Origin of the sequence: Chryseobacterium sp. c4a (assembly GCF_009900745.1) — a bacterium.
Classification (GTDB): Bacteria; Bacteroidota; Bacteroidia; order Flavobacteriales; family Weeksellaceae; genus Chryseobacterium.
This window is the reverse complement of sequence record NZ_WXVU01000001.1, coordinates 634,299-659,085: the sequence shown is the minus strand read 5'-3', so window position 1 is coordinate 659,085 and position 24,787 is coordinate 634,299. Positions and strand designations below refer to the sequence as shown.

Below are 24,787 nucleotides of genomic sequence, written 5' to 3'. Positions count from 1 at the left end.
GCTAAAAGCCATTGGAAATATTATTTATTTATAAAACGGGCTAAAGCCCGTTCCTATTGAAGTGAATAAACAATTACCTAATGGACTGGCCAATATCTCCAATCATTTATCATTACTCACAAAAAAAGACCCGGAAAGAAAATCCGGGCCTTTGAAAAAGAAGTATATTGAGTAATATAAAAAGTACTAATTAGAAATTATACCTTACTCCTATCTGAGCCTGGAATCGTGATGCAAACTGATCGATAGTATAAGCAGAGCCAGGGGTTTTGAAGTTATAAGTAGGATCTCCAGCTGAAGGTTGTCCTGTAGCTATATTTCCAACTTTGGTAAGTCCTACACTTGCTGTAGAATTAAAGGTATTAGGTACAAAATACACTTTACCCCAGTCTTTATTCAATAAGTTGGTAAAGTTGATGATGCTTAAAGAGATTTGAAGCGTGTTTTTAGATTTTTCGCTTAATCTTATCTCATCCATAATTCGAATATCTGCCTGAATATTCCAAGGGGTGTTGTCTCCATTTCTTTCTGTAAACTTTCCTCTTCTTGACTTCAGATACGAATTATTATTAACATAATTCTCATAATCGGCAATTTGCTGCTGAGCACTTACCAATACATTTCCTGAAGCATCTTTTACAGGAACAATATATTTCGCTGCTTCTGTAGCATCTTTAAAGATATAAGCCAGACCTGCAGCTTGTCCCGTATTAGCAATCGTATTGTTTATAAATCCCCATGAGAAAGGGTTTCCTGACTGTGCATTAAAATACACATTGGTATATAATCTGTTAGATTTAGAAATATTAAAAGCATATCCAAGATTGGCTACAACTCTGTGTTTGATAGCAAAGTTGGAAGTTGTTAACTGAGGCTCATTAGGTGTTAATGATTGATTCATCTGCCAGTTACTTTCCATAGAGTTTCTGATACCATTGGTAATATCTCTAGCATCTCCATAGGTATAAGCGGCGAAGAAATTAAATCCAAAATTATATGATTTCGAGATCTGAGCCGTTAGGTTGTAACGATATCCTTCTTTTGTATTGGATAAAAGGTAAGCATTAGAGAATTTACTATTGATATTGGTTGTATAAATCGGCATTTCATGATTTACATCATAACTGTAATACGTCACATTATCCGTTTTATTTACCTGTTGGAATTTTAAGTCATAAAGTACTTTCGTATAAATACCTTCCAATGTCAGTTTATATCCTGCCAGAGTATAATCAAATGCAAGGGAACTTCTCCATACTCTTGGCATTTTAAAGTTGTTATCAATAAGGTCAACCTGTACTTTAGATGATTTCGGATCTTTCGTTGGGTTCTGCCAAGTTGGAAGATTAGTTCCAACCAATGGATCACCGTACTGAGCAATCTGTGCTGCCGTTGGCTTATTAATATCATAACTTCCAAAACCAACTCCGTCATTATAATAAGCGTATCCTAGCCATGCAAAGGGAATTCTTCCCACAAAAATACCGGATCCTCCTCTTAGTACCATAGATCTGTCTTCTGTAACATCAATGGTAAAACCAAGTCGTGGAGATAATGTTGGTTTATTAAGATAAGTGTTCGTTAACTGACTTAATGGAGTATAGTTATAGGTATTTCCGAAATAAGGATCCTGAGGGGATTGATTAACAAGTGGGCTTAATTGTGGTTTATTAGGCAAGTCTGTATAATCTACTCTTACTCCTGGTGAAAGTCTTACTCTTCCCCAATTGATCTCATCCTGTAAGTACAACGAAAGAAGATTTACTTTATATTGAGCATAAGGATTGTCGAAAAGATCCTGTCTGCTATTCCCACCAAAAGGATAGGTTCCTCTTACCCTTGCAGGAGTACCACTATAAAAATCAGCAAGTGATCCGTAAGATATTCTTCCGTTCAAAGCATTTACAAAACCATAATTGATATTATACAATTCATTGTGAGTTCCTAACAAGAAAGTATGGTTTCCGGTTTTATAAGTAAGGTTATCTGTAATTTCAAAAGTCTTCTGTTTCATATTGAAAACAGTTGCTTCTCTATCATTTCCCAATAAAATAGTTCCACCGTTATGGCTGATTTCAACCTGTGGAAACATAACATTTCCTGATGTTGGATCTCTATAATCATGAATCGAGGAGTATCCGACTACTAAATTATTACTCCATTTATCATTAAATCGGCTTTTCAGCTCAAGAGTTGTTGTGGATGCTGTATTTTTCTGAACAAAATCCATACTCGAAAATCTGAAATTGGCACCATCTCTTTCAAGGTTGGATGCTTGTGAAAATACCGTATTATTTTTGATGGATAAAGTATGTTTATCGTTGATCTTCCAATCTAACTTGTTAAAAAGCTTAGCACTTTCAGAAAAGTTATTGTATCCATTAAAGCTCCCTACATTGAATCCATATTTTTGCTGTACAAAGTCTGAAATTTTTCGAGCGACAGATTCATCTATCAGGGCATTAGGATCATTGGCGTTATAAAATATTGGGTCTACCCTTTTGGTATACTCCAGGTTCGTAAATAAGAACACCTTATCTTTTACCACTGGCAGTCCTACTCTTCCACCATAGATAAAATCGGAGAAATCACTTGGCATTTTGGAGTTATCTCCTACTCTGTTTCTTCCCGTAATCGCAGCATTTCTTCCATATACATACAGAGACCCTGTTACATCGTTGCTTCCACTTCGGGTCACTGCATTGATACTTCCTCCAAGAAAATTTCCCAGTTTCACATCATAAGGAGCAATATAAACCTGTACATCCTGAATAGCATCTAAACTGATAGAGTTGGAACGGGTACTGCTTCCGGGCATTCCTGAAGTCCCAGTCTGCCCTCCTAATGAAGGACTGAAACCAATTGCATCATTATTAATAGAACCATCAATCGTAACATTATTATAACGGAAATTGGTTCCGTTAAAAGAATTATTAGCACTTTGAGGCACTAATTTAGTAACATCTTGTATTCCTCTGTTAATGTTAGGAAGTCCTGAAATTTGAGCCTGGCTGATCCCAACGCCATTTTTTACGTTAACTTTTTTTGAAGTGATCTTTACCTCATCAATTGACTTCTCTTTATTACCAACGTCTACCACTGGCAGATCATTGCTTCCTAAAGAAAGTTGTAAATTAGGATTTTCATAAATAACCTGTGAGCCATCAGATATCTCAATCTTATAAGGCCCTCCCGGCTGGAGGTTATCTAAACTAAACTGTCCTTTGTTATTACTTTTAGTTTCAAAAGTACTATTGGTAGGAATATGCACTACCTTCACAGTAACCTCGGAAGATATCCCTTTTAATCTCCCGAAAATCTTAGAGCTGGTCTCCTGTGAAAATGCAAACCCAAAAGATAATAAAGCAAATGCACAGATAATTTTTTTCTTCATAATTTTTAATGCTACAAAACTTGCTGTAAAATTAGATCGATAAAATATCAAGTATGGTAACATACAATTAACATAGCGTAACACAAAGTTTAATATTTCCTTAAAAAAAACTTAATATACATGAGGGATCTATGGCATGTTTTTTCACTATTTCCATGAAGATTACAGCAAAAAAATGCTTAATTTTAAAGTTTAAAATCGCTTAATATGAAATTCGGACAAGTAGAAGACCCATCAAAAATAGACTTCACCCTTCCTAAAGATCACTCCAGAACCAAAGAAATTTTGAGCCTTAATAAAAAAGGGCTTGAAAACATTTCCATCGGATGCGCCAAATGGAACAAAACAGACCTTAAAGGATTCTATCCTAAAGGAACTAAGGATGAACTAACATATTATGCCACTCAATTTAATTCGATTGAATTAAATGCGACCTTTTACGGAATGCCCACTCCGGACCAGGTGAAAACATGGAAAGAAAAAACACCTGAAAATTTTAAATTCTTCCCTAAGATTACCAATACCGTTTCTCACTTCAGAAGACTCATTGATGTTACGGATCCTGTGACCCATTTTGCATCTGCAGTCATTAATTTTGATGAAAAATTAGGAATGGCTTTTCTTCAGCTTCATGATAATTTTAAGCCCAAAGATTATGACAGGTTGGAAAAATTTGTCAAAGAATGGCCAAAAGAAGTTCCCCTTGCCATAGAACTTAGAAACACAGAATGGTTTACCAATAAAGAAATTCTGAATACCACCTGTGAGCTTTTTGAAGCCTATAATATCACCAACATTATCGTAGATACTGCAGGAAGAAGAGATATGCTTCACATGCGTCTTACCACTCCCAATGCATTCATCCGTTATGTAGGAGCCAATGCAGAAAGTGACTATGAAAGACTAGACGACTGGCTAAAACATCTTTCCCAATGGAAAAAAGATGGTCTTCAAAATCTGTATTTCTTTGTTCACCAGAATATTGAAAAGGCATCTCCCCTTCTTTCCGCTTATTTTATCAAAAAAATGAACGACGAATGGAAAACAGATATCCATATTCCCAAAATGGCCACTGAAAGTACAGGAAGTCTGTTTTAGTTAAAATTTTAAATAGACTAATTTTAATTTACTGGTCATACCCCGATAAAATCCTTTTCATAACGGAAAATTTTATACATTAGAGTAATGCTCTATTTGCATGAATAAAGCATACTTAAAAAAATAAATGTCATGAAAAAGGAAATTTGCAAAATCAGCATCTCCGGCAACTGGCTTGGAGATGAATACATCTTCTATGAAGACCATACTATAAAAAGAGTATATGACAATCACAGTCTGAACTCTAATAAAACAGAATGGCTGGAACCCCAACAGATCAGTAAACAAAATAAGGATAAATTGATAAAAGCCTGCCCAGAAGACTATAAGGAGCAGATTATGCTCATTCTGGATTATCCTTAATAAAAAAACTCTCGCAGATTTTCCAGATCAAGCAGATTAATACAACTTAATCATCTGCACAATCAGTAAAATCTGCGAGAGAATATATAATTTAGTTTCTTATTTATTTTTCTTCAGAAGCAATACCAGGTTGAGAAATAAAAGCAGAAAATCTAATGTGATCCAGATCCCCAGCTTTGTATTTTCATAATTGTAAGCATCCACCTGCTTTTTAGCAGCTTCAGACAACTTCATACTTTGGTTGATATAATTCTGTACTTCTACAATCTGGTCAATATTCTTGTTAGGAACAGAATGCTGTGAAAAATAAACCAGATTCTTCTTTCCAAGATAGCCTACAATCCAGTATTCATCAGATTTATCCATTTTCAGATATTCTACTCTGTAATATTCCGGGCGTATTTTTCCAATATGCTTAGGTTCAAGCTTAGTGTTTTTATCGATTTTATTAACGTTGATCAAATAGAAATCGAGTGCTTGCGGAAGCTTATTAATAACCTGTAGTCCTACAGAATTATCAACAAATGCTACGGCACTTTTCTTAATAAACCAATACGTAAAAATAGAGATCGAAGAAACTACTGTCACAATACGGAACAGTCTTGCCCATTTTGCCAGTCTTCCCGATTTTACTTTATATAAAATCAGAGAAAAGATACACGCCCAAAAGATAACAAGAATGAAAAATACCATATTGCAAAGATACTGATTTCAGATTTTTTGAGAGCATGTTAATCTACATTCCACTCTTTGTAAAACTGGTCTAGGAAATTCAGCATATAATCATGTCTTTCCTGGGCCATTTTTTTACCATGTTCAGTATTCATTAAATCCTTTAGCAACAATAATTTTTCATAAAAATGATTAATCGTTGTCCCATTAGATTTTTTGTACTGTTCTTTAGACATATTTAAATTAGGCTGAACATCGGGATCATGCATCGGATTGTTTTTAAATCCTCCAAAATTGAATGTTCTGGCAATTCCTATTGCTCCAATGGCATCAATACGATCAGCATCCTGTACAATTTTAAGTTCAATAGGTGGATTGGCAGGTGCCTGGCTTCTGTTTTTAAATGAAATATTTTCAATCACAAATAAAACCTTTTCAATGGTTTCATTAGGAACATTCTGGCTTTCTAAAAATTCTCTGGATATTTTCGGAGCTATTGTTTCATCTCCATTGTGAAATTTAGGATCTGCAATATCATGCAATAATGCAGATAGTTCTACTACAACCGGATCGCTTTCTTTTTCTTTTTCTGCTATTTTTTTAGCAAGCTTCCACACTCTTTCAATATGAAACCAATCGTGTCCTGCTTCTGCTCCTTCTAATTTTTCTTTTACAAATTCTACGGTGTTGTTAATCGTGCTTTTCATTAATCTATCAGTTCATTTAAAATAATATCCCAGAGCTTGTGATTATAACTTCTAAAAAAATTAACGTGTCCAATTTCTTTTTTCTCAGATTCAGCTGTTTTAATCAGTCTGTACGTTGGCCTAAGATTAGGATAAGTATTATTTAAAAGACTCATCACTCCTTTTTCTGTCAGCCAAACATCATCCTCTGCACGAATTACAAAAACTTTTTGTGTTAAATTTTTAGAATAATCATCAATTTTCTCCAACAATCTATTGGTTGATTTTTTGTTTAAAATTAAGGTTCTCCAGTCATATGCACAATTTTTTGGAAGACTTTCTCCAAGCCCAAACCAATTTGCAGGAAAATACCCTAATAATGAAGTCGTTAATGGCTGTACAATTCCAAAGCCCAGATAGGCTTCGATCTTTGTTTTCAGTCTGAGGTTTCCAACAAAAGCATTCTGAGTTCCAACAAATATCAATTCTTCAAATATCTTAGAATCTTTATTCATTCCTAGTATTAAAGCCCCCACCGAATGTCCTAAACAAAATTTTCTGTACTCCGAGAATTGATTTTGAATATATGTTGTTAAGGTTTTATAATCCTTTGAGCCCCATATTCTCATAGATCCATGGAAGCCTTTCATATTCTCTGGTTTAGATAGTCCTATTCCTCTGTAATCATAAGTAATTACCGTAAATCCTTGCTCTGAAAAATAGTTGGCAAAAGAAAAATAGACATGCTGTTTTACACCTGTTGCAGAATTAATAAGCAATAATTTTCCATTACTTTTTTCAGGCTGAAAAAGATGGGCAGTCAGGGAAGCATGGTCTTCTGTGGTGAGTATTAGTTTTTCCATAGGGGGTAAAAGAAAAAATCCACTATAAAAGTGGACATTTTAAGTATATTTTTACGTTTAGTTTTAAACTTTCGATATGCCGTAAATAGTTTTAAGAAAAGAAATCTGACATTCTTGGTAATCCGGTTTGGGATCCCTTACTTCCTGAAACTCTTGATGAAACTTCATTTCCAAATTTCACACAGTCTTCAATAGAGTTCCCATGGCACAATGCAATGGCAAATCCTGAAGTAAATGCATCACCCATTCCCATCTTATAAACGGTCTTTTCTTTATTCTTTCTATAGTACTTCATTTCTGTACCATCAAAGTAAACCGTAGAATTGGTATCGTCTCTTACAAATACCTTATTGAAATATTTTTTAAGAACCTCTTCTCGTTTCTCTTCACCAAAAATAATAAAAAGCTCATTGCTTTTAGCTACAATAAAATCTACCTGCTCCAGAACCTCATCACTCACTCTCATGGCAGGTGAAGCGTACAAACCTACTTTTCTACCATATTTCTTAGCTTTCTTTACGGTGTACTCTACTACATCCATAGAAACTTCAAGTTGTATAAGGATAAGATCAGAAGTATGGAAATAGCGGTCAGCCTCATCAATGTGAGACTTTTTAAGATACTTGTTGGCTGCGGGCACCACAACAATAGCAGCATTTCCCTCACATGTTGTTACATACGCTGTACCTGTTGATTCTTTGTCTGTTTCATGTACAAAACCAACATTTACGCCTTCACCCACCAGATTTCTCATAATTTGCTGCCCCAGGGGATCCATTCCAACACAACCTATAAAATAAACGCTTGCCCCTAATCTTGCAGTTCCTACAGCCTGATTGGCTCCTTTCCCGCCAAAATAACTCTCTGAGTTTACAGCGAGTACTGTTTCATTAGGAAGGGGAAGTTTATCGGTTTCCAAAACAAGATCTATTGAGGAGCTTCCTACAACGATAATTTTGGGTTGTTCTGATGAGAAATTCATTGTGTTTGATATTAGTTTAAAAATTATAACAGACTAAATTCCGTGCCAAAAATAATTAAATTTACCTAACTTATTTCAATAAATTCTGTAATAATTTTCACTGGTGATTGATTTTTATCATAACCTACATAACTGGCATAAAAACCTTCACCATATCCTGTCTCAAAAGCGAATATAGTTCCTGGATGATTGTCTGAAGGTTTTAAAAATGCATATTGGTCTATTGCTCCTTTTTCATCAAAGAAATGCCCATGAAAAAACTCTTCATAAATCCCCATGAAATCTGCTCCTTTATTGTTATAAAGCTTTTGCTCCAGCTCGTTAAGACTGTTTTGAGTATCTACATCCATGAAACAGCCCATGCCACTTTCTACAGGATATCCAAAAACCTCTCCCTCTGCCAATTCTTTTACTTTCTGCCCAGCAGTAGTCGCTAATTTCCAGTCTGCAATTTCTGTATTATTAAAAATAATTTCTGCATAGGCTACACAATTACTGTCCTTCTCCTTATGCAACATCACAGAGAATTCTCCTTTCGGAAACTCTGTAGAAAAAGGAAGCATATCATTCGTGATCAAAGGATCACAAGCTACCAGCTTACCGCTGGATAGATAGATTTTTCCTACTTCAAAACTTTCTAACAACGGGCTTTCTACAAAGTCCTTCGAAAATAGTTTCTTTATGTTTTCTATATGTGTCATTTTATATCTTTTCTTTAAACCATCAGGCTGGATACAAGTTATTCATCTGTACCCAGCCTGATATTAAGACAACGTATTGTCTTTATTTTAAATTTATAAACTTTTCAGCTTCTCTTCCAAGATCGCAATCTTATCAAGAGCATCTTTTTGTTTCTTACGCTCAACCTCTACAATTTCAGGTTTTGCATTCGCTACAAACTTTTCGTTGGAAAGTTTTTTATCTACTGAAATTAAGAATCCTTTCAGATACTTTAATTCTTCTTCAGTTTTAGCTTTTTCTTCTCCTAAATCTAAGTTTTCACTTAAAGGAATTGAAACTTCCGTTGCTCCCACAAGGAATGTAAAGCTTGGCTTATCAGTTTTCTGTCCAAAATGAATATCAGAAACGTTTGCCAGTTTTCTTACGACTGCTTCATTAGCAAATTCAGCAGCATTGGTATATATTTCAGCAGCTTCTCTTGGAGAAATACCTTTTGTCTGACGGTAATTTCTAACTCCAGAGATCAATTCTGCAGCTGTTTCAAAGTTTTTAATGATCGTCTCATCGAAGGTAGTAGCTTCTTTTTGCTGTGCAATAACTAAAGCATCTTCAATATTTCTTTCTGAAATCGTCTGCCATAATTCCTCTGTTAAGAAAGGCATGAACGGATGAAGCAGTTTCATCAATTCTTCAAAGAAATATATTGTTTTGTTATAAACTTCTTTAGAAATACCTTCTCCATAGTTAGGTTTAATGGCTTCCAGATACCAACCACAAAAATCATCCCAAATTAATTTATAGATCAAATGAAGTGCATCAGAAATTCTGAACTTCTCGAATTGATCATTGATCTCAACAATGGTTTTATTTAATTTATTTTCGAACCATTCGATAGCCTGATTATCGGTAGCAATGGCTGGTTTATCTTCATGGTTCCACATGTTGATCAAACGGAAAGCATTCCAGATCTTCGTCATGAAGTTTCTTCCTTGAAGCATTAAATCTTCATCAAAAAGAAGGTCATTTCCAGCTGCAGAGCTTAATAGAATACCTACACGAACACCATCAGCGCCATATTTTTCCATCAATTCAAGTGGATCCGGAGAGTTTCCTAAAGATTTTGACATCTTTCTTCTCTGCTTATCTCTTACAATTCCTGTGAAATAAACATTCTTAAATGGAACTTCTTTTCTATACTCCAATCCTGCCATAATCATTCTAGCTACCCAGAAGAAAATGATATCTGGCCCTGTTACCAGGTCAGAGGTAGGATAATAATAGTTGATATCCTTATTTTCAGGATCCAATAATCCATCAAATACAGACATTGGCCATAACCATGAAGAGAACCAAGTATCTAGAGCATCATCATCTTGTCTAAGACCTTCTACCGTTAGCTCCTGATTTCCTGTTTTTTGTTTTGCCAATTCTAAAGCTTCTTCTTTCGTTTCAGCAACTACAAAATCTTCATCTCCTGCTCCGTAATAATAAGCTGGAATTTGTTGTCCCCACCAAAGCTGACGAGAAATATTCCAATCACGGATGTTTTCCATCCAGTATTTGTAAGTGTTTTTAAACTTTTCAGGATAGAATTTCACTTCATCATCCATTACTACATCCAATGCAGGTTTAGCAATTTCAGACATTTTAAGGAACCACTGTACAGAAATTTTAGGTTCAATAACTGCCCCTGTTCTTTCAGATGTTCCTACTTTATTTACATAATCTTCTGCTTTTAGTAAAAGACCTTTTTCTTCTAATTCTTTTGCGATTTGCTTTCTTACATCAAATCTGTTTTGACCTGCATAATGAAGACCATGTTCGTTAAGATTACCGTCATCATCCAATGCATCAATCATTTTCAACTGATGTTTCTGCCCGATCTCATAGTCATTGATATCGTGTGCAGGAGTAATTTTTAAAGCTCCTGTTCCAAACTCAATATCCACATATTCATCTTCGATAATTGGAATTACTCTGTCAACAATGGGTACAATTACATTTTTACCTTTCAAATGAGCATATCTCTCATCATTAGGATTGATACATACGGCAGTATCCCCGAAAATAGTTTCAGGACGTGTCGTAGCTACTGAAAGGAACTCTTCTGAGCCTTCAATCTTATATTTAAGGAAATATAATTTTCCATTCTGCTCTTTAAAGATTACCTCTTCATCTGAGATATTGGTTTTGGCTTCCGGATCCCAGTTTACCATTCTGTATCCTCTGTAGATCAAACCTTTATTATAAAGATCTACAAAGCTTTTGATAACCTGTTGTGAAAGCTTGTCTTCTAAAGTGAAACGGGTTCTGTCCCAATCACATGAGCATCCTAATTTTTTAAGCTGTTCAAGAATTGTTCCTCCGTATTTATTTGTCCATTCCCAAGCATGCTCAAGGAATTGCTCACGGGTAATATCGGACTTGCTGATTCCTTCAGACTTCAACTTAGCAACAACTTTAGCTTCGGTAGCAATAGAAGCGTGATCTGTTCCCGGAATCCAACAAGCATTAAACCCGCGCATTCTTGCGCGACGGACCAGAACATCCTGAATGGTATTGTTCAACATATGTCCCATGTGTAATATCCCCGTTACGTTTGGCGGTGGAATGACCACGGTATATGGTGGTTTGTCATTAGGTTCTGAGTGGAAATATTTGTTTTCCAACCAGTAATTGTACCATTTCTGTTCTGTTTCCTGTGGATTGTACTTTTCTGAAATCTGCATAAATTCTATTTCTTTGGCTTGCAATTTGCAAAAATAGTCTAAAGAAAAAAATTTTTAAGCATGAATTAAAATAATTTTTAACTTTGTTTCACAAAATTTATCTAACAAACATATTAACATTCAAGAATATGAAGAAATTAATCGCAGGAATTGCATTATTCGGAACATTTGCTCTAGCATCTGCACAAACTATTACGTTTGATAAAACTACTTTCGACTATGGTAACATTAAGCCTAGTTCTGATGGTACAAGATTCTTTACAGTAACCAACACTGGTGATAAGCCTTTGATCATTTCAAATGTAAAACCATCTTGTGGATGTACAACTCCAGAATTCAGCCAAGATCCGATTATGCCAGGGAAATCTGCTAAGATCAAAGTTGGATACAACACTGCCCTTACAGGTGGATTCAACAAAATGATTGAAGTTTTCTCTAACGACCCTGCTAACAGCAGAAGCGTAATTTACATCAAAGGAAACGTAGATGCTAACGCTCCTGAACCAAAAGTATTAACTCCTGCTGAGCAGAAAGAAGTTGCTAAAGCTGAGAAAAAAGCTGCTAAAGTTGCTAAAAAAGCTGCTGCGAAGTAATTCTCTACTTAAAAATAAAGAAACCGTCTCTATGGAGGCGGTTTTTTGTTATATTTATGGTAATAGATATTGAACAAAATAAATGTATTTCATCACCATACAAATCTTTCATTTAGGTTTTGGCTAAAGCCAATGGAGTTTTTATTTATTTAACCGGCCGGGCTAAAGCCCGCCCCTATTGATGTTGATATCCGCATGGCTATTTAAACAGTGACTATTTAAACAGATAATAGTAGTTTAGCGACAAGATCTTTTATCTTTTATCTTTTATCTTTTATCTTTTATCTTTTATCTTTTATCTTTTATCTTTTATCTTTTATCTTTAAATAAAAAAATATATGGACACCAATTTCTCAGACGACTTTAAGGTAAGTGGAAAATTCTCAATAAAAAAAACTTCTACTTCTTATAAGGGAAAACTTACCAAAGAAGAAGGAACACAATTATTAATTCAGGAAAAAGAAAAACTTCGTGAACTACAGGAAAAGCTATATGCTGATGGCAGCCAATCTCTTCTTGTGGTACTTCAGGCTATGGATGCAGCCGGAAAAGACAGCATGATAGAACATGTTTTTGGAGGTGTAAATCCACAAGGATGTAATGTAACCAGCTTTAAAACCCCGAGTTCAAAGGAATACTCTCATGATTTTCTTTGGAGACATTATCTGGCTTTACCTCAAAAAGGCATGATCGGAATCTTCAATCGTTCCCACTACGAAAGTGTTTTAGTATGTAAAGTTCATCCTGAATATAATTTAAATGAAAAAACATGGTCTTCTGTAAAAGATTTTGACAATACATTCTGGGAAAACCGCTATGAAAGCATCAGAAACTTCGAGAAACATCTGGCTCAAAACGGAACAACCATTATTAAAATCTTCCTGCATGTTTCTAAGGATGAGCAAAAGAAAAGACTTCTGGACAGAATCAACGAACAGGAAAAAAACTGGAAATTTTCTGCGGGAGATCTTCCAGAAAGAGCTCTGTTTGATCAATATATGGAAGCTTATGAAACCGCAATCAACGAAACATCAAAAGACCATGCTCCTTGGTACGTTCTGCCTGCGGACAATAAGTGGTTTGCAAGAACTGCAGCAATTCAGATCATTATAGATACTCTTGAAAAAATGAATCTAAAGTATCCTCAACTTTCAGATAAAGAAAAATCAGGTTTAGAGGCTGCAAAGAAACAGTTGGAAAGTGAATAAAAAAAAAGTCCTTAGATAATGATCTGAGGACTTTTTTTATCAATGAAATTTTCATTATAAAATTACGAGAAAATCTATAAGCCGGATTCTGTACTTCCGAAGAAGCGCCTGTTATTTATCTACGTCTTACATTGCTGCAAAACTTGAGCTGATTACCCCTCGGTTTTCAGGACGAGCCGCCCCTATTTCCATTGCTGAAAAGAACCGATATACTTACCATTGCACCGCAAAGAGTTTACCTGGTTTCACTACAGCCGAACTGTACCTGCTTTCTGTTGCACTTGTCCTACCCTCACGGGTGACGGATGTTATCCGCTTTGCTGCTCTATGGTGTCCGGACTTTCCTACCTCCCATAAATGGGAAATCAACAAGCCGATTTTCTCGCGAGTGCAAAGATACAGAAATTTCACGGGAAAAGTATAAGAAGGCTGGAAGTTAAAGGCTAGAAACTGGAAGTCACTGAGGTACAAAGGTTGAACTATCAGACATTTTATATTAGTTCTTTCCAGGCTGCCTGATCAGATTTTAAGGTTTGTTAAAGTAAGTCTTTAGAATAATTTTCAGTCTCCAGCTTCAGGGTTCCTGATATGATCAGAATTATCTTTGATTTCGCCATAATTATTCTTCCGCAATTACCACATTATTATTATCTTCGTGCCATTATACATCTATGAATTCCAGAGAAAAAGAATTTGCGCAGCTTATCAAAGATAATCAGGGTTTGATTATTAAAGTATCGCGCTTATATACCAATTCGCTGGAGGACGAAGAAGATCTTTTTCAGGAAATTGTACTACAACTCTGGAGAAGTTATGATTCTTTTAAAGGAAACTCCAAGATTTCAACATGGATGTACCGTGTAGCGCTTAATACAGCCATTACCCTCTTTAGAAAAAAAAGCAAAAGCCTTCCTACGAATGAACTGGACATCAACCACAAGGATTTTGTGGAAGATGATGATGAAAAACAACAACAAATTTCGCTTTTGTATACTGTAATCAAGACTCTTCCTAATATAGAAAGAGCCATTGTCATGATGTATCTTGATGATCTGCCTTACAAGGACATCGCAGAAAACCTCGGAATCACTGAAGTTAATGCACGTGTGAAAATGAACAGATTAAAGAAAACCCTTAAAGAACAGATGGAAAAATATGCCTGAATTTGATTTAGATAGCTTTAAAAAAACATGGCAGGAACAGCCTGTACAACCAAAATATGACAACAGTGAAATTCTTCAGATGTTGAATAGAAAATCACGCAATTATGTAAAGTATATTTTTTGGATCAGTGTTGCTGAGTTTTTATTATTTTCTGTTTTAGGGTTATTCTACTTCTTTCAGGAAGAAGAATCTGATAGTTTCCGTAATGTACTGGAAAGATTGGGAGCACAGGAAGCTACAGAAGTAGAAAATAATTTTGGACATTTCTATCTTGCTATCAAAATTTTAAGCTTATTTATAACAGCCTATTTTGTATTGAAGTTTTATCAGAATTACCGAAAAATTAAAATTGAGGAAAATCTGAAAGGTCTTATTACCAGAATTATTAATTTCAAAAAGACAGTGAATGCTTTTATTCTGATCAGTATTGTGCTACTTCTTATGTTCACGTTTGTATTGATTGCATTTATTTTTTATACCTTAAATACTCAAAATATCCAGCCTAGCAGCTCTAATCTTACCATTATTATTGTGGGAATTACAGTTAGTACTTTATTAGCTGTATCCATGATCTGGTTTTATTACAAGCTGGTGTATGGAAGCATCATCAAGAAACTTGATAAAAACCTAAAACAACTCAAAGAGATCGATTCACAGGAAAATTAGCATTCATAGGCTATAGTTCAAGATATTATTGTTAATTTTATTTCACCAAATCTTTTACTATGCCTTTATCTTATGTGTATGGAGCTTCTGAGGTTCCATTATTAGGACAGACTATTGGAGGAAATCTGAAAAGTACTGTCGAAAAATTCCCCAACCAAGAAGCACTTGTCTGTGTTCATCAGGATTACAGAGCCACCTATCAGGAATTTTACAATCAAACCACCGCTATTGCCAAAGCATTGATATTTTTAGGAGCTAAAACCGGTGACAGAATCGGAATATGGTCTTCCAACCGTTATGAATGGGTACTTCTTCAGTATGCAACAGCCAGAATAGGAACCATTTTAGTGAATATCAATCCGGCTTACAGAACCCATGAGCTTACCTATGTACTGAATCAATCTGAGGTTCGTTTTATTTTTTCATCTTTAAGCTTTAAGACCAGTAATTACAAAGAAATGGTTGAATATGCTAAGGAAGTATGTCCAACTTTGGAGCATGAAATTTTCTTTGATGATAACTGGGAAGCATTTGTTAACAATGGACAGGATATTTCTGATGAGGTACTTCACAGCTTCGAGGAACATGTACAATTTGATGATCCTGTTAATATTCAATATACTTCAGGAACTACAGGGTTTCCAAAAGGTGTTACCCTCTCCCATCATAATATTTTAAATAACGGATATTTTATTGGTATCCGGCTCAAGTATACGGAAAAAGATCGTGTATGTATTCCTGTTCCTTTTTATCACTGCTTCGGAATGGTCATCGGAAATATCTGTTGTACAACTCATGGCGCTTGTATGGTCATCCCTAATGACAGTTTTGATCCGGATATTACATTAAAAACTGTTTCGGATGAGAAATGCACTTCTCTTTACGGTGTCCCTACCATGTTTATTGCCGAACTTGCTGTAAAAAATTTCGAATCTTATGATTTTTCAAGTTTAAGAACCGGGGTAATGGCCGGATCTGTATGCCCTCCTGAAATCATGAAAAAGGCAGAAAGCCTGATGAATATTAAAGAAATGAGTATATGTTATGGAATGACAGAAACGTCACCGGTATCTACTCAGACTTTAATTGGCACTCCGTTAAAAAAACAAGTCAGTACGGTGGGAACAGTTCAGGATCATCTTGAAATAAAGATCGTTGATGAGAATGGAAGAATATTGAAGCGTGGTGAACATGGTGAACTTTGTACAAGAGGATATTCTGTGATGCTCAAGTATTGGAATGATCCTGAAAACACAAAGAAAGTACTGGATGATGCCCGATGGATGCACACCGGAGACATGGCAGTGATGGATAAGGATGGATATATTACCATTTCCGGAAGAATTAAAGACCTTATCATCCGCGGTGGAGAAAATATTTCCCCTAAAGAAATTGAAGACTTTTTATACACCTATACCCATATTCTGGATGTTCAAATCATTGGTATCCCAAGTGAAAAATTTGGAGAGGAAGTAATGGCATGGGTAAAAGTAAGAAAAGGATTTACGATTACTGAAGCTGAACTTTTAGATTATTGTAAAGGAAAAATTGCCCATTATAAAGTTCCGAAATATTGGAAATTTGTAGATGAGTTTCCAATGACAATCTCTGGAAAGATCAGAAAAGTGGAAATGCGGGAGATTTCTATGAAGGAATTGGGGCTGGAAAATGTGAAAAATTTATAACGAAAAATATCGGTCAAGCATCCTCACTATAAAAAAATCATATTTTTATTAAAAAAATGAAACAAAAAAGACAAAAAATTCACCTAATTCAAGGTGAATTTTATTTTTTTTTATAAAAAATGAAATTGTAATTTATATATATCCTTAAAATTAGAATTATTTTGAATATATGTAAGCTTACCGCCCCTTCAATAAGTATCTGCAGCCTGATTTTGCTTATTTACAAATTCAACACTATTTTTTGATATATTATAAAAACAAAACACATATTACGGTCAAAAAAAATATATTCACTAAAAAAATACTACAATTTTATTCCTTCCCCTGTGATTAATATGAAATAATTCCTATATTGGCTAAACAAAAATTAATAATTAAAAATCTAATAACCAACGATGAGAATTGTAATGGCCATCTGCGCCTTATTACTTACTATACGTGTTTTTTCACAAAAAATTTCAGGTACTGTCACGAATGAAGATAGAGAAGCTATTTCATACGGTTCAATCAGTATAGGGAAAGAAAAAATAAGTACTATTACCGATATCAATGGTAAATATTCTTTGGAAATTCCTAATGATACCAATAAAAATGAAAATGTTATCATTGAAGCAAGCGGATATGAAAGTAAAAAAATTACAGTAAATCAGATCATAAAGAATTCCGATATCAAATTAAGCCGAAAGGTGAATCCCATCCGGGAAATTAATTTAACCGGACAGAAAACTAAACAAGAAATTATAGGGGTAAAAAAAAGACCTATGTTTACCTTCTCTAAAATGTTTGATCAAAACGTTCCTACCATTGAACAAGGGCAAATATTCAGTATCTATAACTGGACTAAGCTTAACAGCTATAGTTTTCATATTATTCCCAGTTCAAGATTTAAAGAAATTACTTTAAAATTAAATATATATAGCGTTAAGGATGGATTACCCTATGAATCACTTCTTAATGAAAATATAATATTCAAAACGACCACAACAGGCTGGCAAACCATTGATCTGCAAGAATATAAACTCATCTATACTCATCTGGATAAACTAGCTATTACCTTACAACTTGTAGAAAGTATTCCTCAGGATGATATAGATTTCATATTTGGAATATCAGCCAAGAAGACATTGTCAAATGATCTGTTATATCACTACCAGAGTCAAGGAAATTGGGAAACCAGCATGGGAAGTTTTATTTCAAATATAGATGTTAATTACACTAAAAATAAACGCGACTAATTTGTTGAATAAAAAAGAATACACTCAGTTTTGAGGATTTTTAAAACCTCCAGTTATTCTTCCAAACAATGTCTTACACTTAACATTATCCATCAATAAGGTATTATAATTAATACATATAAAGCGGAAACCGAAAAGCTAACGAGTAGGTAAATTTTAAATTTTTTAACCATGAGCAAAAAGCTTACAAAAAAGTTAACTCTTAAAAAAGAGAAGTTATCACAATTGAACTCTGATGAAATGAAGTCTGTAAAGGCAGGAAAATTAGCATTTACATCTATTGCAGACTGTACACACTGGACATGTACAGCAGGAAGTACTAGATCTTCTAATGCATGTATCTGCGGATCATTCTAAATCAGAACATTTTACAAAAGAAAGCTACTCCCCAGGGAGTAGCTGCTTTTAAAAGCTTATCATGGCAAAAAAATTAAAAATAGGTCTTTTAGAGTTTGGGATCAGAGAAAATTCACTCAACAATTCTAAAAAGTCATTATACGACATTATCGATTATGCTACAAGAGCAGACGAAATAGGTTTCTCAAGATTCTGGGTTACTGAAAATTATTTTTCAAAAGCACATGATATGGCCTGGTCTACTCCTGAAATGCTGCTTCCCATCTTATTAGGATTAACAGATAAAATTAAAATAGGAATTGCAGGAATTATTCTGCCTCTGCAAAGTCCATTCAGAGTAGCTCATAATTACAAACTGTTGTCCAGCTTATACCCTAAAAGAATAGATCTTGGATTTGTAAAAGGTCTGGTAGGTGAATATGATTTTCAATACTTTAATGCAGGTGTTGATAAGGATACCTATTATTCATCTTTCCTTCCAAAACTGGAATCTACTTTAAGTTTCTTAAGGGAAGAAAGTGAATTTCTTAAAAAGGATTTAATTATTCCGCCTTATAAAGGTAATATTCCTGATGTATGGTATATGGGCTCTTCACATTCTGGGTTAAATGTGTCTTTACAGCATGATCTTAACTTTGCGAGATCTATATTTCATGTAGGATCCAACAAAGACTATTTAAAAGAAGAGTTACAAAACTTTAAAGCAGAATACAAAGCAAAACATGGAAAAGAACCTTCAATGGTATTGACCTTTTCCGGCTGCTGTCATAAAACAAAACAAAAAGCGATAAAAGTTGCCAAAAGCAGTACCAATGATGATTTAAATAATATAAATCTTATCGGGGACGGAAACTTTTTTCATGAAAAACTTCTGGAGTTCAAAGAACTTTACGGATATAATGAATTTATCTTTAATAATATCTCCAGAACACACAAGGATTCTTTAACCGCTATCGAAATATTAAGCCAATATGTATAAAGATAAAATTGATTTTTTTCTAAACGAAATTTCAAAAAAATGTAATGTGGACACAGCTGAAAATATTACTTTCAGCCTGGGTAGCAGTTATTATTCACTATTTTACCATGAGGATGTAGAGATTGAAAGAGTTGAAACCCTCATCGACCTGGCTTCTGAAGCTCCTTATTATTCATTTGCCAGTGGCAGTCTGGCGGTAACCTATTTTATGAGGCTTTTACATACTGCCGACATTCTTACTGATGAAGATATTGATGCAATAGAAGAAGATTCCATCGAATTTTTCTTAGAATTACTTGCTACCTGTGTAGACAAAAAAGAATATGATTTATTCACAGGTCTTATTGGATTAGGTCTTTATTTCATTGAAATTCAAAGATTTGATACAGTAGCAAAAATAGTGTCATATATTGACCATTTAAAACATGAACAAAACAATTCATTTTTTTGGATTGATCATATAGTAAAAGAGGATAATATCTGCGATCTTGGTCTGGCGCATGGTTTGCCATCCATCATTTCTTTTTTAGCAGAATGTTATGATAAAAACTGTGAGAAAGAAACCTGTGAGAAATTAATCAGAGGAACTGTTAATTTTCTTATAAACCTCTATGAAGAAAATAAAAATGCAACCCATATATTTCCTTCCAAGATCAATGTGGTTACCGGTGAAAAACAATTATCAAACAGGCTGGCATGGTGCTATGGCGATTTAGGTGTAGCACTTAGCATATGGAAGGCTTATATCGTTTTGCAAGATGAAAATCTTAAAGACATCTGCCTTTATATGATTTTAAATTCTGCAAAAATCAGATTGGATAAATCGGGCGTATTTTCTAGTACAACACATGATTGTATCGACACAGGGATCTGTCATGGTACATCGGGGATATCTCATATTTTCAATAAATTTTTCAAAATTTTTCAACGAGAGGAACTCAAAGAGGCTCACGATTACTGGATGTCTATTACATTGCAACAACTGGAAAAAGGAATAAAATTCCCTTATGATCCTAAAAATGATGTATGGATAGAACACACCGGGCTTCTGGAAGGTATTTCCGGAGTAGGAATGGTATTATTGGATTATCAATATCCTGACAAAGCTAAGGATTGGGATAAAATTTATTTAATGAACATAGGATGAAATATAACGATATAGAAAGATTAAACTTTTATGTGCTGAGAACTCCTTCATTTCCACAAACAAATATTGAAGAGTGGGAAAAAGATCTCAATACAGAAAGTTTCAGAAAAGCCATTTATCTATCTTCACCAGACTTATATAGTCAGCTTATTCTTTGGGATGAAAAAAAACTTCCAAAGGAGAAAGTTGATAAAATGAAGAAATCTTTACTTAAATATTGGCTAAGAATTCATTTCAGAACGATTCCATTTGGTACCAATGCCGGAGTAAGCATGGGACAATGGGATGATCATACCCTGGTAACATTGGATAAAAAACAGGATAAAGTGCACGCCAGATTAGACATGCAAATTATCCATGATATTGTTGAAATATTAGATCAAAAAATATTTATAAGACAATCCTGTAAATTCTATCCTAACAATACGATATACAGCACTAAAAACAAATATCGCTATATTGAACCTTCATCAAAAGATGGAAGGCTGAGCTATGAAGTTATTTCTACAGAAAAAAATAAATACCTAAACTCTATTATAAAAGCTTGTCAAAGTGGACTAAAACTTCCATCTATAATAGAGATATTGGTTAATCAAGGTATTTCTTATGAAGATAGTTTTGACTATATCAATGAACTTATCGATTCAAAAATTCTTGTTAGTGAACTTTTTCCAAAAGTGACGGATAAACATTATCAGGATTCTATCTATCAGTTTTTAAAAGAAATAAAGATCCCTGCTTCGGAAAAAGATAGTGATGATGCACAGCTTATAACTAAACTAATTTCCATATTTGAAATTGTACAGGAAGTAAATAAAACCTACGAAATTGGTAATGCTATTGATAAGATTTATCAAATATTAAATACCATAGGGATTATAAGCAGCAAGAAAAACATTCTTCAGACCGATTTATTAAAAGGCAATACCTCGAATTCACTTAATAAGAATATTTTTAAAGATTTTAAAAAGGTAATTTCCTTAGCCTTTCAAATTGGAGCAGAGGACACTATTGATGCACTTGAAAATTTCAAAAAAACATTTACAGCAAGATACGATCAGCAGGAAATCCCTTTATTATTAGCGCTTGATCCGTTGTCAGGTATCAATTATCCATTACATTCAGATCATGACACTCCTGATTTGACTGAGGGAATTCAATTTAAATCTGAAAATACTTCCAATGTAGTTCGGGGATCTCTAAAGTGGAATGAATTTTTAGGTAAAAAATTAATTGATGCTGTCCAAAACAATAATCAATTAATACAGCTTACACAGGATGATTTGGTACCCTTTTTACATGAAGATAAGAATGTACCATTTTCAATGTCTTCGCTGGTACAAATTTATGAGGATCAGGAAAAACAACCTATTATTTTCAATAAATTCACAGATGGGCCGTCATCATCAACGTTTATCGGACGCTTTTGTCATCTGGATGACCAGTTGGAAGAATCTGTAAAAGCGGCTTTATTGCAGGAAGAAAATTTCTTTGAAAATCAAATCATTGCAGAAATTGCTCATACTCCACAACCAAGAGTTGGAAATATTCTTCTTAGACCCTGTTTAAGAAAATACGAAATCCCAATTCTTACTCCTCATAACACTGGCAGTGAGCCTATTTATCTGAATGACCTGATGATTTCTATCAAAAATGATAGAATTGTTCTTCGTTCCAAAAAATACAATAAAGAAGTTATTCCTAGTCTTTCATCTGCTCACAATTATAATTTACATAAAGTACCTCTTTATCATTTTCTTTGTGATCTCCAGTATCAGAATGCAACTCCTTCTTATTCATGGAATTGGGGGATGTTCACCAATTATGATTATCTTCCAAGGGTCATGGTCAATAATGTTATTTTATCAAGAACATCATGGCATCTGTCTTATGAGAAAATTTTTAATGGAAAACAACCATCTATAAGCAGTTTCAGAGATTATTTAAAGGAAAGGAAAATTCCTGAGATCTTTACTTTTGCAGAAAGAGATATGGAGCTTCCTGTATTTATGAATGAGAATGTTTCTCTGGAAATTTTGCTGGATCATCTTACTAAAGAAAAGAATATACGGGTTTTTGAAAATCTTTCTCATCAGTATGAAAGTATCGTAAAAGATATCGATGGAAATATACACAGCAATGAGTTTCTTATTCCATGGAATAATATAAGCAGTAAAAAAAATAAAATATTATCAATCCCTACCGTTAAAAATACGGTGACCAGAAATTTTGTTCCGGGAAGCGAATGGCTTTTCTATAAGATCTATTGTAGTCCAAAAGTGACCGATCAAATTATCAAAAATGTCATTTGTAAATTCGCCAATAGCCTTATTAAAAAAGGTGTCATCAAAAAATGGTTTTTCATGCGATATAATGATCCGGATCACCATATCAGGCTTCGTTTTTTAACTTCATCTGAGAATCATAGCATTTCAAATCAGGTTTATCAGCTACTTGATAAATATTTGACTCAGGAAATGATTATCCATAAAATTGTTATGGATACCTACAACAGAGAGATTGAACGATATGGAGAATCTACCATTGATCACATGGAGAGTATTTTCCATTTTGACAGTGAGTGTATTTGTTCATTATTAAAAGAAGCAGAATTAACGGAAACAGTTACCTGGAAATTGGCCGTTGTAGGAGTTGACAGAATCCTGAATGATTTTGGCTATACCCCAACTGAAAAGAGAGATATCATGAACCAGCTAGCCCATGGATACGGGAATATGGTGGATGAAGATTCAAAAACAGCCCTAAAAGATAAATACAGAAACAATAGAAGTGATCTTCTCAATCTTTTGACAGAAAATAGTGACTTTAATAAAATAATAAACCTCAGAACAAAAAGAACTGCCGGCTATATTGTTGACATTAGAAAGCTACAGCCTGAACAAATGGTTAAATCGTTAGTAATAAGCTACATTCACATGTTTATCAACAGAATGTTTGCCTCAAAACCTAATCTTTATGAATCTATTTTGTATTATTTCTTACACAAAAGTTATGATTCATTATTAAATATGAAAAGACTTACATAGAATGACTAGAATTGCTTTAATAAACTGTTATTTTGGGAAAAGCTGGCCTTCCTATTTCGACCATTTCTTGTTTAGCTGCAAATACAATTCGGATGTAGATTTTTTCATATTTACCAATTTGGAAGCCCCTTTTCATATAGCTAATGTCCATTTTATAAAAATAAATGATCTAAATGAATTCAGTAAAATTGCCAGTGAAAAGCTGAATCTTTCTATCAATATTTTGGATGGTTATAAATTATGTGATTTTAAACCTACTTATGGTCTTATTTTTCAGAAATATTTGAAAAATTATGACTTTTGGGGATATTGTGATATTGATATTGTTTTTGGCAATATCCGATATTTTATTACCGAGAAAATGCTGAAAAAATATGATGTGATCTCGCCTCTTAAAAATTATCCCGCCGGATTCTTTACTTTATTCAGAAACAATGAGCAATGCATTAATCTTTTTAAACAAAGTAAAGATTACGCTCATATTTTAGAAAATAGACGACACTTTTGTTTTGATGAATGCAACTTTGAGTTTGACCTTGTTCACACCAAAGACATTACAGATATTACTACGGAAATTGAAAGCTTTACCCTTGTTTTAAGAAGACTCGAACTTCAAAAAGAAATTAAATATTACCATAAAAATATAGTACAGGAATTTACCTATTCAGGAGTTGTTCATCATTGGATAGAAGGAAATATTATTAACAGTATAACTGAAAAGCAATACCTATTGATTCACCTTATCAATGTTAAAGATAATCCGTATTTCTTTATTGATCCGATTAGATCTAAAGGTAATTTTTCAATTTCCCCGAAGGGAATCAATTATTCGTTCAATAAGTTCACCTATTCCTTAAAGAAAATAAAGGAAAAAATAAAGAAAAATAACAGACATATCTATTACAGGTTTTTATTGTTCAAATCGAAGCTTCTTTCCTATACTGAAAAACAACATATTAACTTTCTTGAAGAACAGTCGTATAAAATTGGAAGATCTCATCTTATATTTTATCCGCAAGATCAGAACAAACTTATTATTCTCAATATACTAGAACAAAATCTTCATTACAATCAATTTTCTCTCTATAAGCTTAAAGATAATCAGTGGATAGGAAAAAGTAAAAAGGTAATTAGTACGATTGATTTTCATTTCAAAAATGAAGAAAGCATTCCTTATAAGATAAGTATAAGAAATCCTCTAAGCCGTATCAGTGAAAATGCATACTATATTTATTAAA

General features: G+C 33.9%; 20 protein-coding genes and 1 other RNA gene. 13 read left to right on the top strand and 8 right to left on the bottom strand.

Going from position 1 to position 24,787, the window contains the following annotated elements:
* Positions 1 to 190: 190 nt before the first annotated feature.
* A complete protein-coding gene (locus GTR01_RS03065) occupies positions 191 to 3,394 on the bottom strand; it encodes a TonB-dependent receptor (RefSeq protein ID WP_160136387.1) in 3,204 nt (1,067 codons plus the stop codon).
* Between the two features lie 207 nt (positions 3,395 to 3,601).
* Here GTR01_RS03065 and GTR01_RS03060 point away from each other — a divergent pair, with 207 nt between their 5' ends.
* Entirely contained in the window at positions 3,602 to 4,492 is an 891-nt protein-coding gene (locus GTR01_RS03060; protein WP_160136386.1) for a DUF72 domain-containing protein, read from the top strand.
* A gap of 132 nt (positions 4,493 to 4,624) precedes the next feature.
* A complete protein-coding gene (locus GTR01_RS03055) occupies positions 4,625 to 4,855 on the top strand; it encodes a hypothetical protein (protein ID WP_160136385.1) in 231 nt (76 codons plus the stop codon).
* Between the two features lie 99 nt (positions 4,856 to 4,954).
* Here GTR01_RS03055 and GTR01_RS03050 read toward each other — a convergent pair whose 3' ends face one another.
* The 6 genes from GTR01_RS03050 to GTR01_RS03025 form a co-directional block, all read right to left on the bottom strand.
* Positions 4,955 to 5,548 carry a hypothetical protein gene (locus GTR01_RS03050; protein WP_160136384.1) on the bottom strand — a complete coding sequence of 198 codons (594 nt, stop codon included), beginning with the start codon at positions 5,546 to 5,548 and terminating at the stop codon, positions 4,955 to 4,957.
* A gap of 38 nt (positions 5,549 to 5,586) precedes the next feature.
* Positions 5,587 to 6,234: an HD domain-containing protein gene (locus tag GTR01_RS03045; protein ID WP_160136383.1), complete on the bottom strand. Its 648-nt coding sequence runs from the start codon at positions 6,232 to 6,234 to the stop codon at positions 5,587 to 5,589.
* On the bottom strand, positions 6,234 to 7,076 hold the full coding sequence (locus GTR01_RS03040) for a serine aminopeptidase domain-containing protein (RefSeq protein ID WP_160136382.1): 843 nt from the start codon (positions 7,074 to 7,076) through the stop codon (positions 6,234 to 6,236). Before GTR01_RS03040 ends, GTR01_RS03045 begins: the two co-directional genes overlap by 1 nt.
* A gap of 91 nt (positions 7,077 to 7,167) precedes the next feature.
* Entirely contained in the window at positions 7,168 to 8,058 is an 891-nt protein-coding gene (locus tag GTR01_RS03035) for a ribokinase (protein ID WP_160136381.1), read from the bottom strand.
* Between the two features lie 65 nt (positions 8,059 to 8,123).
* The gene (locus GTR01_RS03030; RefSeq protein ID WP_160136380.1) at positions 8,124 to 8,759 is read right to left on the bottom strand and encodes a DUF4241 domain-containing protein; all 636 of its coding nucleotides are present in this window, start codon (positions 8,757 to 8,759) and stop codon (positions 8,124 to 8,126) included.
* A 93-nt stretch (positions 8,760 to 8,852) separates the two neighbouring features.
* Positions 8,853 to 11,468 carry a valine--tRNA ligase gene (locus GTR01_RS03025; protein ID WP_160136379.1) on the bottom strand — a complete coding sequence of 872 codons (2,616 nt, stop codon included), beginning with the start codon at positions 11,466 to 11,468 and terminating at the stop codon, positions 8,853 to 8,855.
* A gap of 128 nt (positions 11,469 to 11,596) precedes the next feature.
* Between GTR01_RS03025 and GTR01_RS03020 the strand changes: the two genes are divergently transcribed.
* Positions 11,597 to 12,061: a DUF1573 domain-containing protein gene (locus tag GTR01_RS03020; protein ID WP_160136378.1), complete on the top strand. Its 465-nt coding sequence runs from the start codon at positions 11,597 to 11,599 to the stop codon at positions 12,059 to 12,061.
* A 338-nt stretch (positions 12,062 to 12,399) separates the two neighbouring features.
* Positions 12,400 to 13,269, top strand: coding sequence for a polyphosphate kinase 2 family protein (locus GTR01_RS03015; protein ID WP_160136377.1), 870 nt, complete (start codon positions 12,400 to 12,402; stop codon positions 13,267 to 13,269).
* A 61-nt stretch (positions 13,270 to 13,330) separates the two neighbouring features.
* On the opposite strand, the gene rnpB is transcribed toward GTR01_RS03015, so the two are convergent.
* Positions 13,331 to 13,654, bottom strand: an RNA gene (gene rnpB / locus GTR01_RS03010) — RNase P RNA component class A.
* A gap of 286 nt (positions 13,655 to 13,940) precedes the next feature.
* Here rnpB and GTR01_RS03005 point away from each other — a divergent pair.
* The 9 genes from GTR01_RS03005 (at position 13,941) to GTR01_RS02965 (ending at position 24,786) form a co-directional block, all read left to right on the top strand.
* Positions 13,941 to 14,432 carry an RNA polymerase sigma factor gene (locus tag GTR01_RS03005; protein ID WP_027374652.1) on the top strand — a complete coding sequence of 164 codons (492 nt, stop codon included), beginning with the start codon at positions 13,941 to 13,943 and terminating at the stop codon, positions 14,430 to 14,432.
* Complete coding sequence (locus GTR01_RS03000; protein ID WP_160136376.1) at positions 14,425 to 15,099, top strand: beta-carotene 15,15'-monooxygenase; 675 nt, start codon at positions 14,425 to 14,427, stop codon at positions 15,097 to 15,099. The genes GTR01_RS03005 and GTR01_RS03000 overlap by 8 nt, the downstream gene beginning before the upstream one ends.
* A 59-nt stretch (positions 15,100 to 15,158) precedes the next feature.
* On the top strand, positions 15,159 to 16,784 hold the full coding sequence (locus GTR01_RS02995) for an AMP-binding protein (RefSeq protein WP_160136375.1): 1,626 nt from the start codon (positions 15,159 to 15,161) through the stop codon (positions 16,782 to 16,784).
* A 395-nt stretch (positions 16,785 to 17,179) separates the two neighbouring features.
* Positions 17,180 to 18,019: a carboxypeptidase-like regulatory domain-containing protein gene (locus GTR01_RS02990; protein ID WP_160136374.1), complete on the top strand. Its 840-nt coding sequence runs from the start codon at positions 17,180 to 17,182 to the stop codon at positions 18,017 to 18,019.
* 171 nt (positions 18,020 to 18,190) lie between these two features.
* A complete protein-coding gene (locus tag GTR01_RS02985; protein ID WP_115970152.1) occupies positions 18,191 to 18,376 on the top strand; it encodes a class I lanthipeptide in 186 nt (61 codons plus the stop codon).
* Positions 18,377 to 18,437: 61 nt separating this feature from the next.
* Complete coding sequence (locus GTR01_RS02980; RefSeq protein ID WP_160136373.1) at positions 18,438 to 19,355, top strand: LLM class flavin-dependent oxidoreductase; 918 nt, start codon at positions 18,438 to 18,440, stop codon at positions 19,353 to 19,355.
* 46 nt (positions 19,356 to 19,401) lie between these two features.
* Positions 19,402 to 20,502 carry a lanthionine synthetase LanC family protein gene (locus tag GTR01_RS02975; RefSeq protein WP_160136372.1) on the top strand — a complete coding sequence of 367 codons (1,101 nt, stop codon included), beginning with the start codon at positions 19,402 to 19,404 and terminating at the stop codon, positions 20,500 to 20,502.
* The gene (locus tag GTR01_RS02970; RefSeq protein WP_160136371.1) at positions 20,499 to 23,549 is read left to right on the top strand and encodes a lantibiotic dehydratase; all 3,051 of its coding nucleotides are present in this window, start codon (positions 20,499 to 20,501) and stop codon (positions 23,547 to 23,549) included. The genes GTR01_RS02975 and GTR01_RS02970 overlap by 4 nt, the downstream gene beginning before the upstream one ends.
* A gap of 1 nt (position 23,550) precedes the next feature.
* Positions 23,551 to 24,786 (top strand): DUF6625 family protein, encoded by a 1,236-nt coding sequence (locus GTR01_RS02965; RefSeq protein ID WP_160136370.1) that lies wholly within the window; start codon positions 23,551 to 23,553, stop codon positions 24,784 to 24,786.
* The last annotated feature ends 1 nt before the right edge of the window (position 24,787 follow it).

Coding starts and splice junctions, on each gene's coding strand:
- GTR01_RS03065 (WP_160136387.1), bottom strand. CDS start 3,394: ATGAAGAAAAAAATTATCTGTGCATTTGCTTTATTATCTTTTGGGTTT.
- GTR01_RS03060 (WP_160136386.1), top strand. CDS start 3,602: ATGAAATTCGGACAAGTAGAAGACCCATCAAAAATAGACTTCACCCTT.
- GTR01_RS03055 (WP_160136385.1), top strand. CDS start 4,625: ATGAAAAAGGAAATTTGCAAAATCAGCATCTCCGGCAACTGGCTTGGA.
- GTR01_RS03050 (WP_160136384.1), bottom strand. CDS start 5,548: ATGGTATTTTTCATTCTTGTTATCTTTTGGGCGTGTATCTTTTCTCTG.
- GTR01_RS03045 (WP_160136383.1), bottom strand. CDS start 6,234: ATGAAAAGCACGATTAACAACACCGTAGAATTTGTAAAAGAAAAATTA.
- GTR01_RS03040 (WP_160136382.1), bottom strand. CDS start 7,076: ATGGAAAAACTAATACTCACCACAGAAGACCATGCTTCCCTGACTGCC.
- GTR01_RS03035 (WP_160136381.1), bottom strand. CDS start 8,058: ATGAATTTCTCATCAGAACAACCCAAAATTATCGTTGTAGGAAGCTCC.
- GTR01_RS03030 (WP_160136380.1), bottom strand. CDS start 8,759: ATGACACATATAGAAAACATAAAGAAACTATTTTCGAAGGACTTTGTA.
- GTR01_RS03025 (WP_160136379.1), bottom strand. CDS start 11,468: ATGCAGATTTCAGAAAAGTACAATCCACAGGAAACAGAACAGAAATGG.
- GTR01_RS03020 (WP_160136378.1), top strand. CDS start 11,597: ATGAAGAAATTAATCGCAGGAATTGCATTATTCGGAACATTTGCTCTA.
- GTR01_RS03015 (WP_160136377.1), top strand. CDS start 12,400: ATGGACACCAATTTCTCAGACGACTTTAAGGTAAGTGGAAAATTCTCA.
- GTR01_RS03005 (WP_027374652.1), top strand. CDS start 13,941: ATGAATTCCAGAGAAAAAGAATTTGCGCAGCTTATCAAAGATAATCAG.
- GTR01_RS03000 (WP_160136376.1), top strand. CDS start 14,425: ATGCCTGAATTTGATTTAGATAGCTTTAAAAAAACATGGCAGGAACAG.
- GTR01_RS02995 (WP_160136375.1), top strand. CDS start 15,159: ATGCCTTTATCTTATGTGTATGGAGCTTCTGAGGTTCCATTATTAGGA.
- GTR01_RS02990 (WP_160136374.1), top strand. CDS start 17,180: ATGAGAATTGTAATGGCCATCTGCGCCTTATTACTTACTATACGTGTT.
- GTR01_RS02985 (WP_115970152.1), top strand. CDS start 18,191: ATGAGCAAAAAGCTTACAAAAAAGTTAACTCTTAAAAAAGAGAAGTTA.
- GTR01_RS02980 (WP_160136373.1), top strand. CDS start 18,438: ATGGCAAAAAAATTAAAAATAGGTCTTTTAGAGTTTGGGATCAGAGAA.
- GTR01_RS02970 (WP_160136371.1), top strand. CDS start 20,499: ATGAAATATAACGATATAGAAAGATTAAACTTTTATGTGCTGAGAACT.
- GTR01_RS02965 (WP_160136370.1), top strand. CDS start 23,551: ATGACTAGAATTGCTTTAATAAACTGTTATTTTGGGAAAAGCTGGCCT.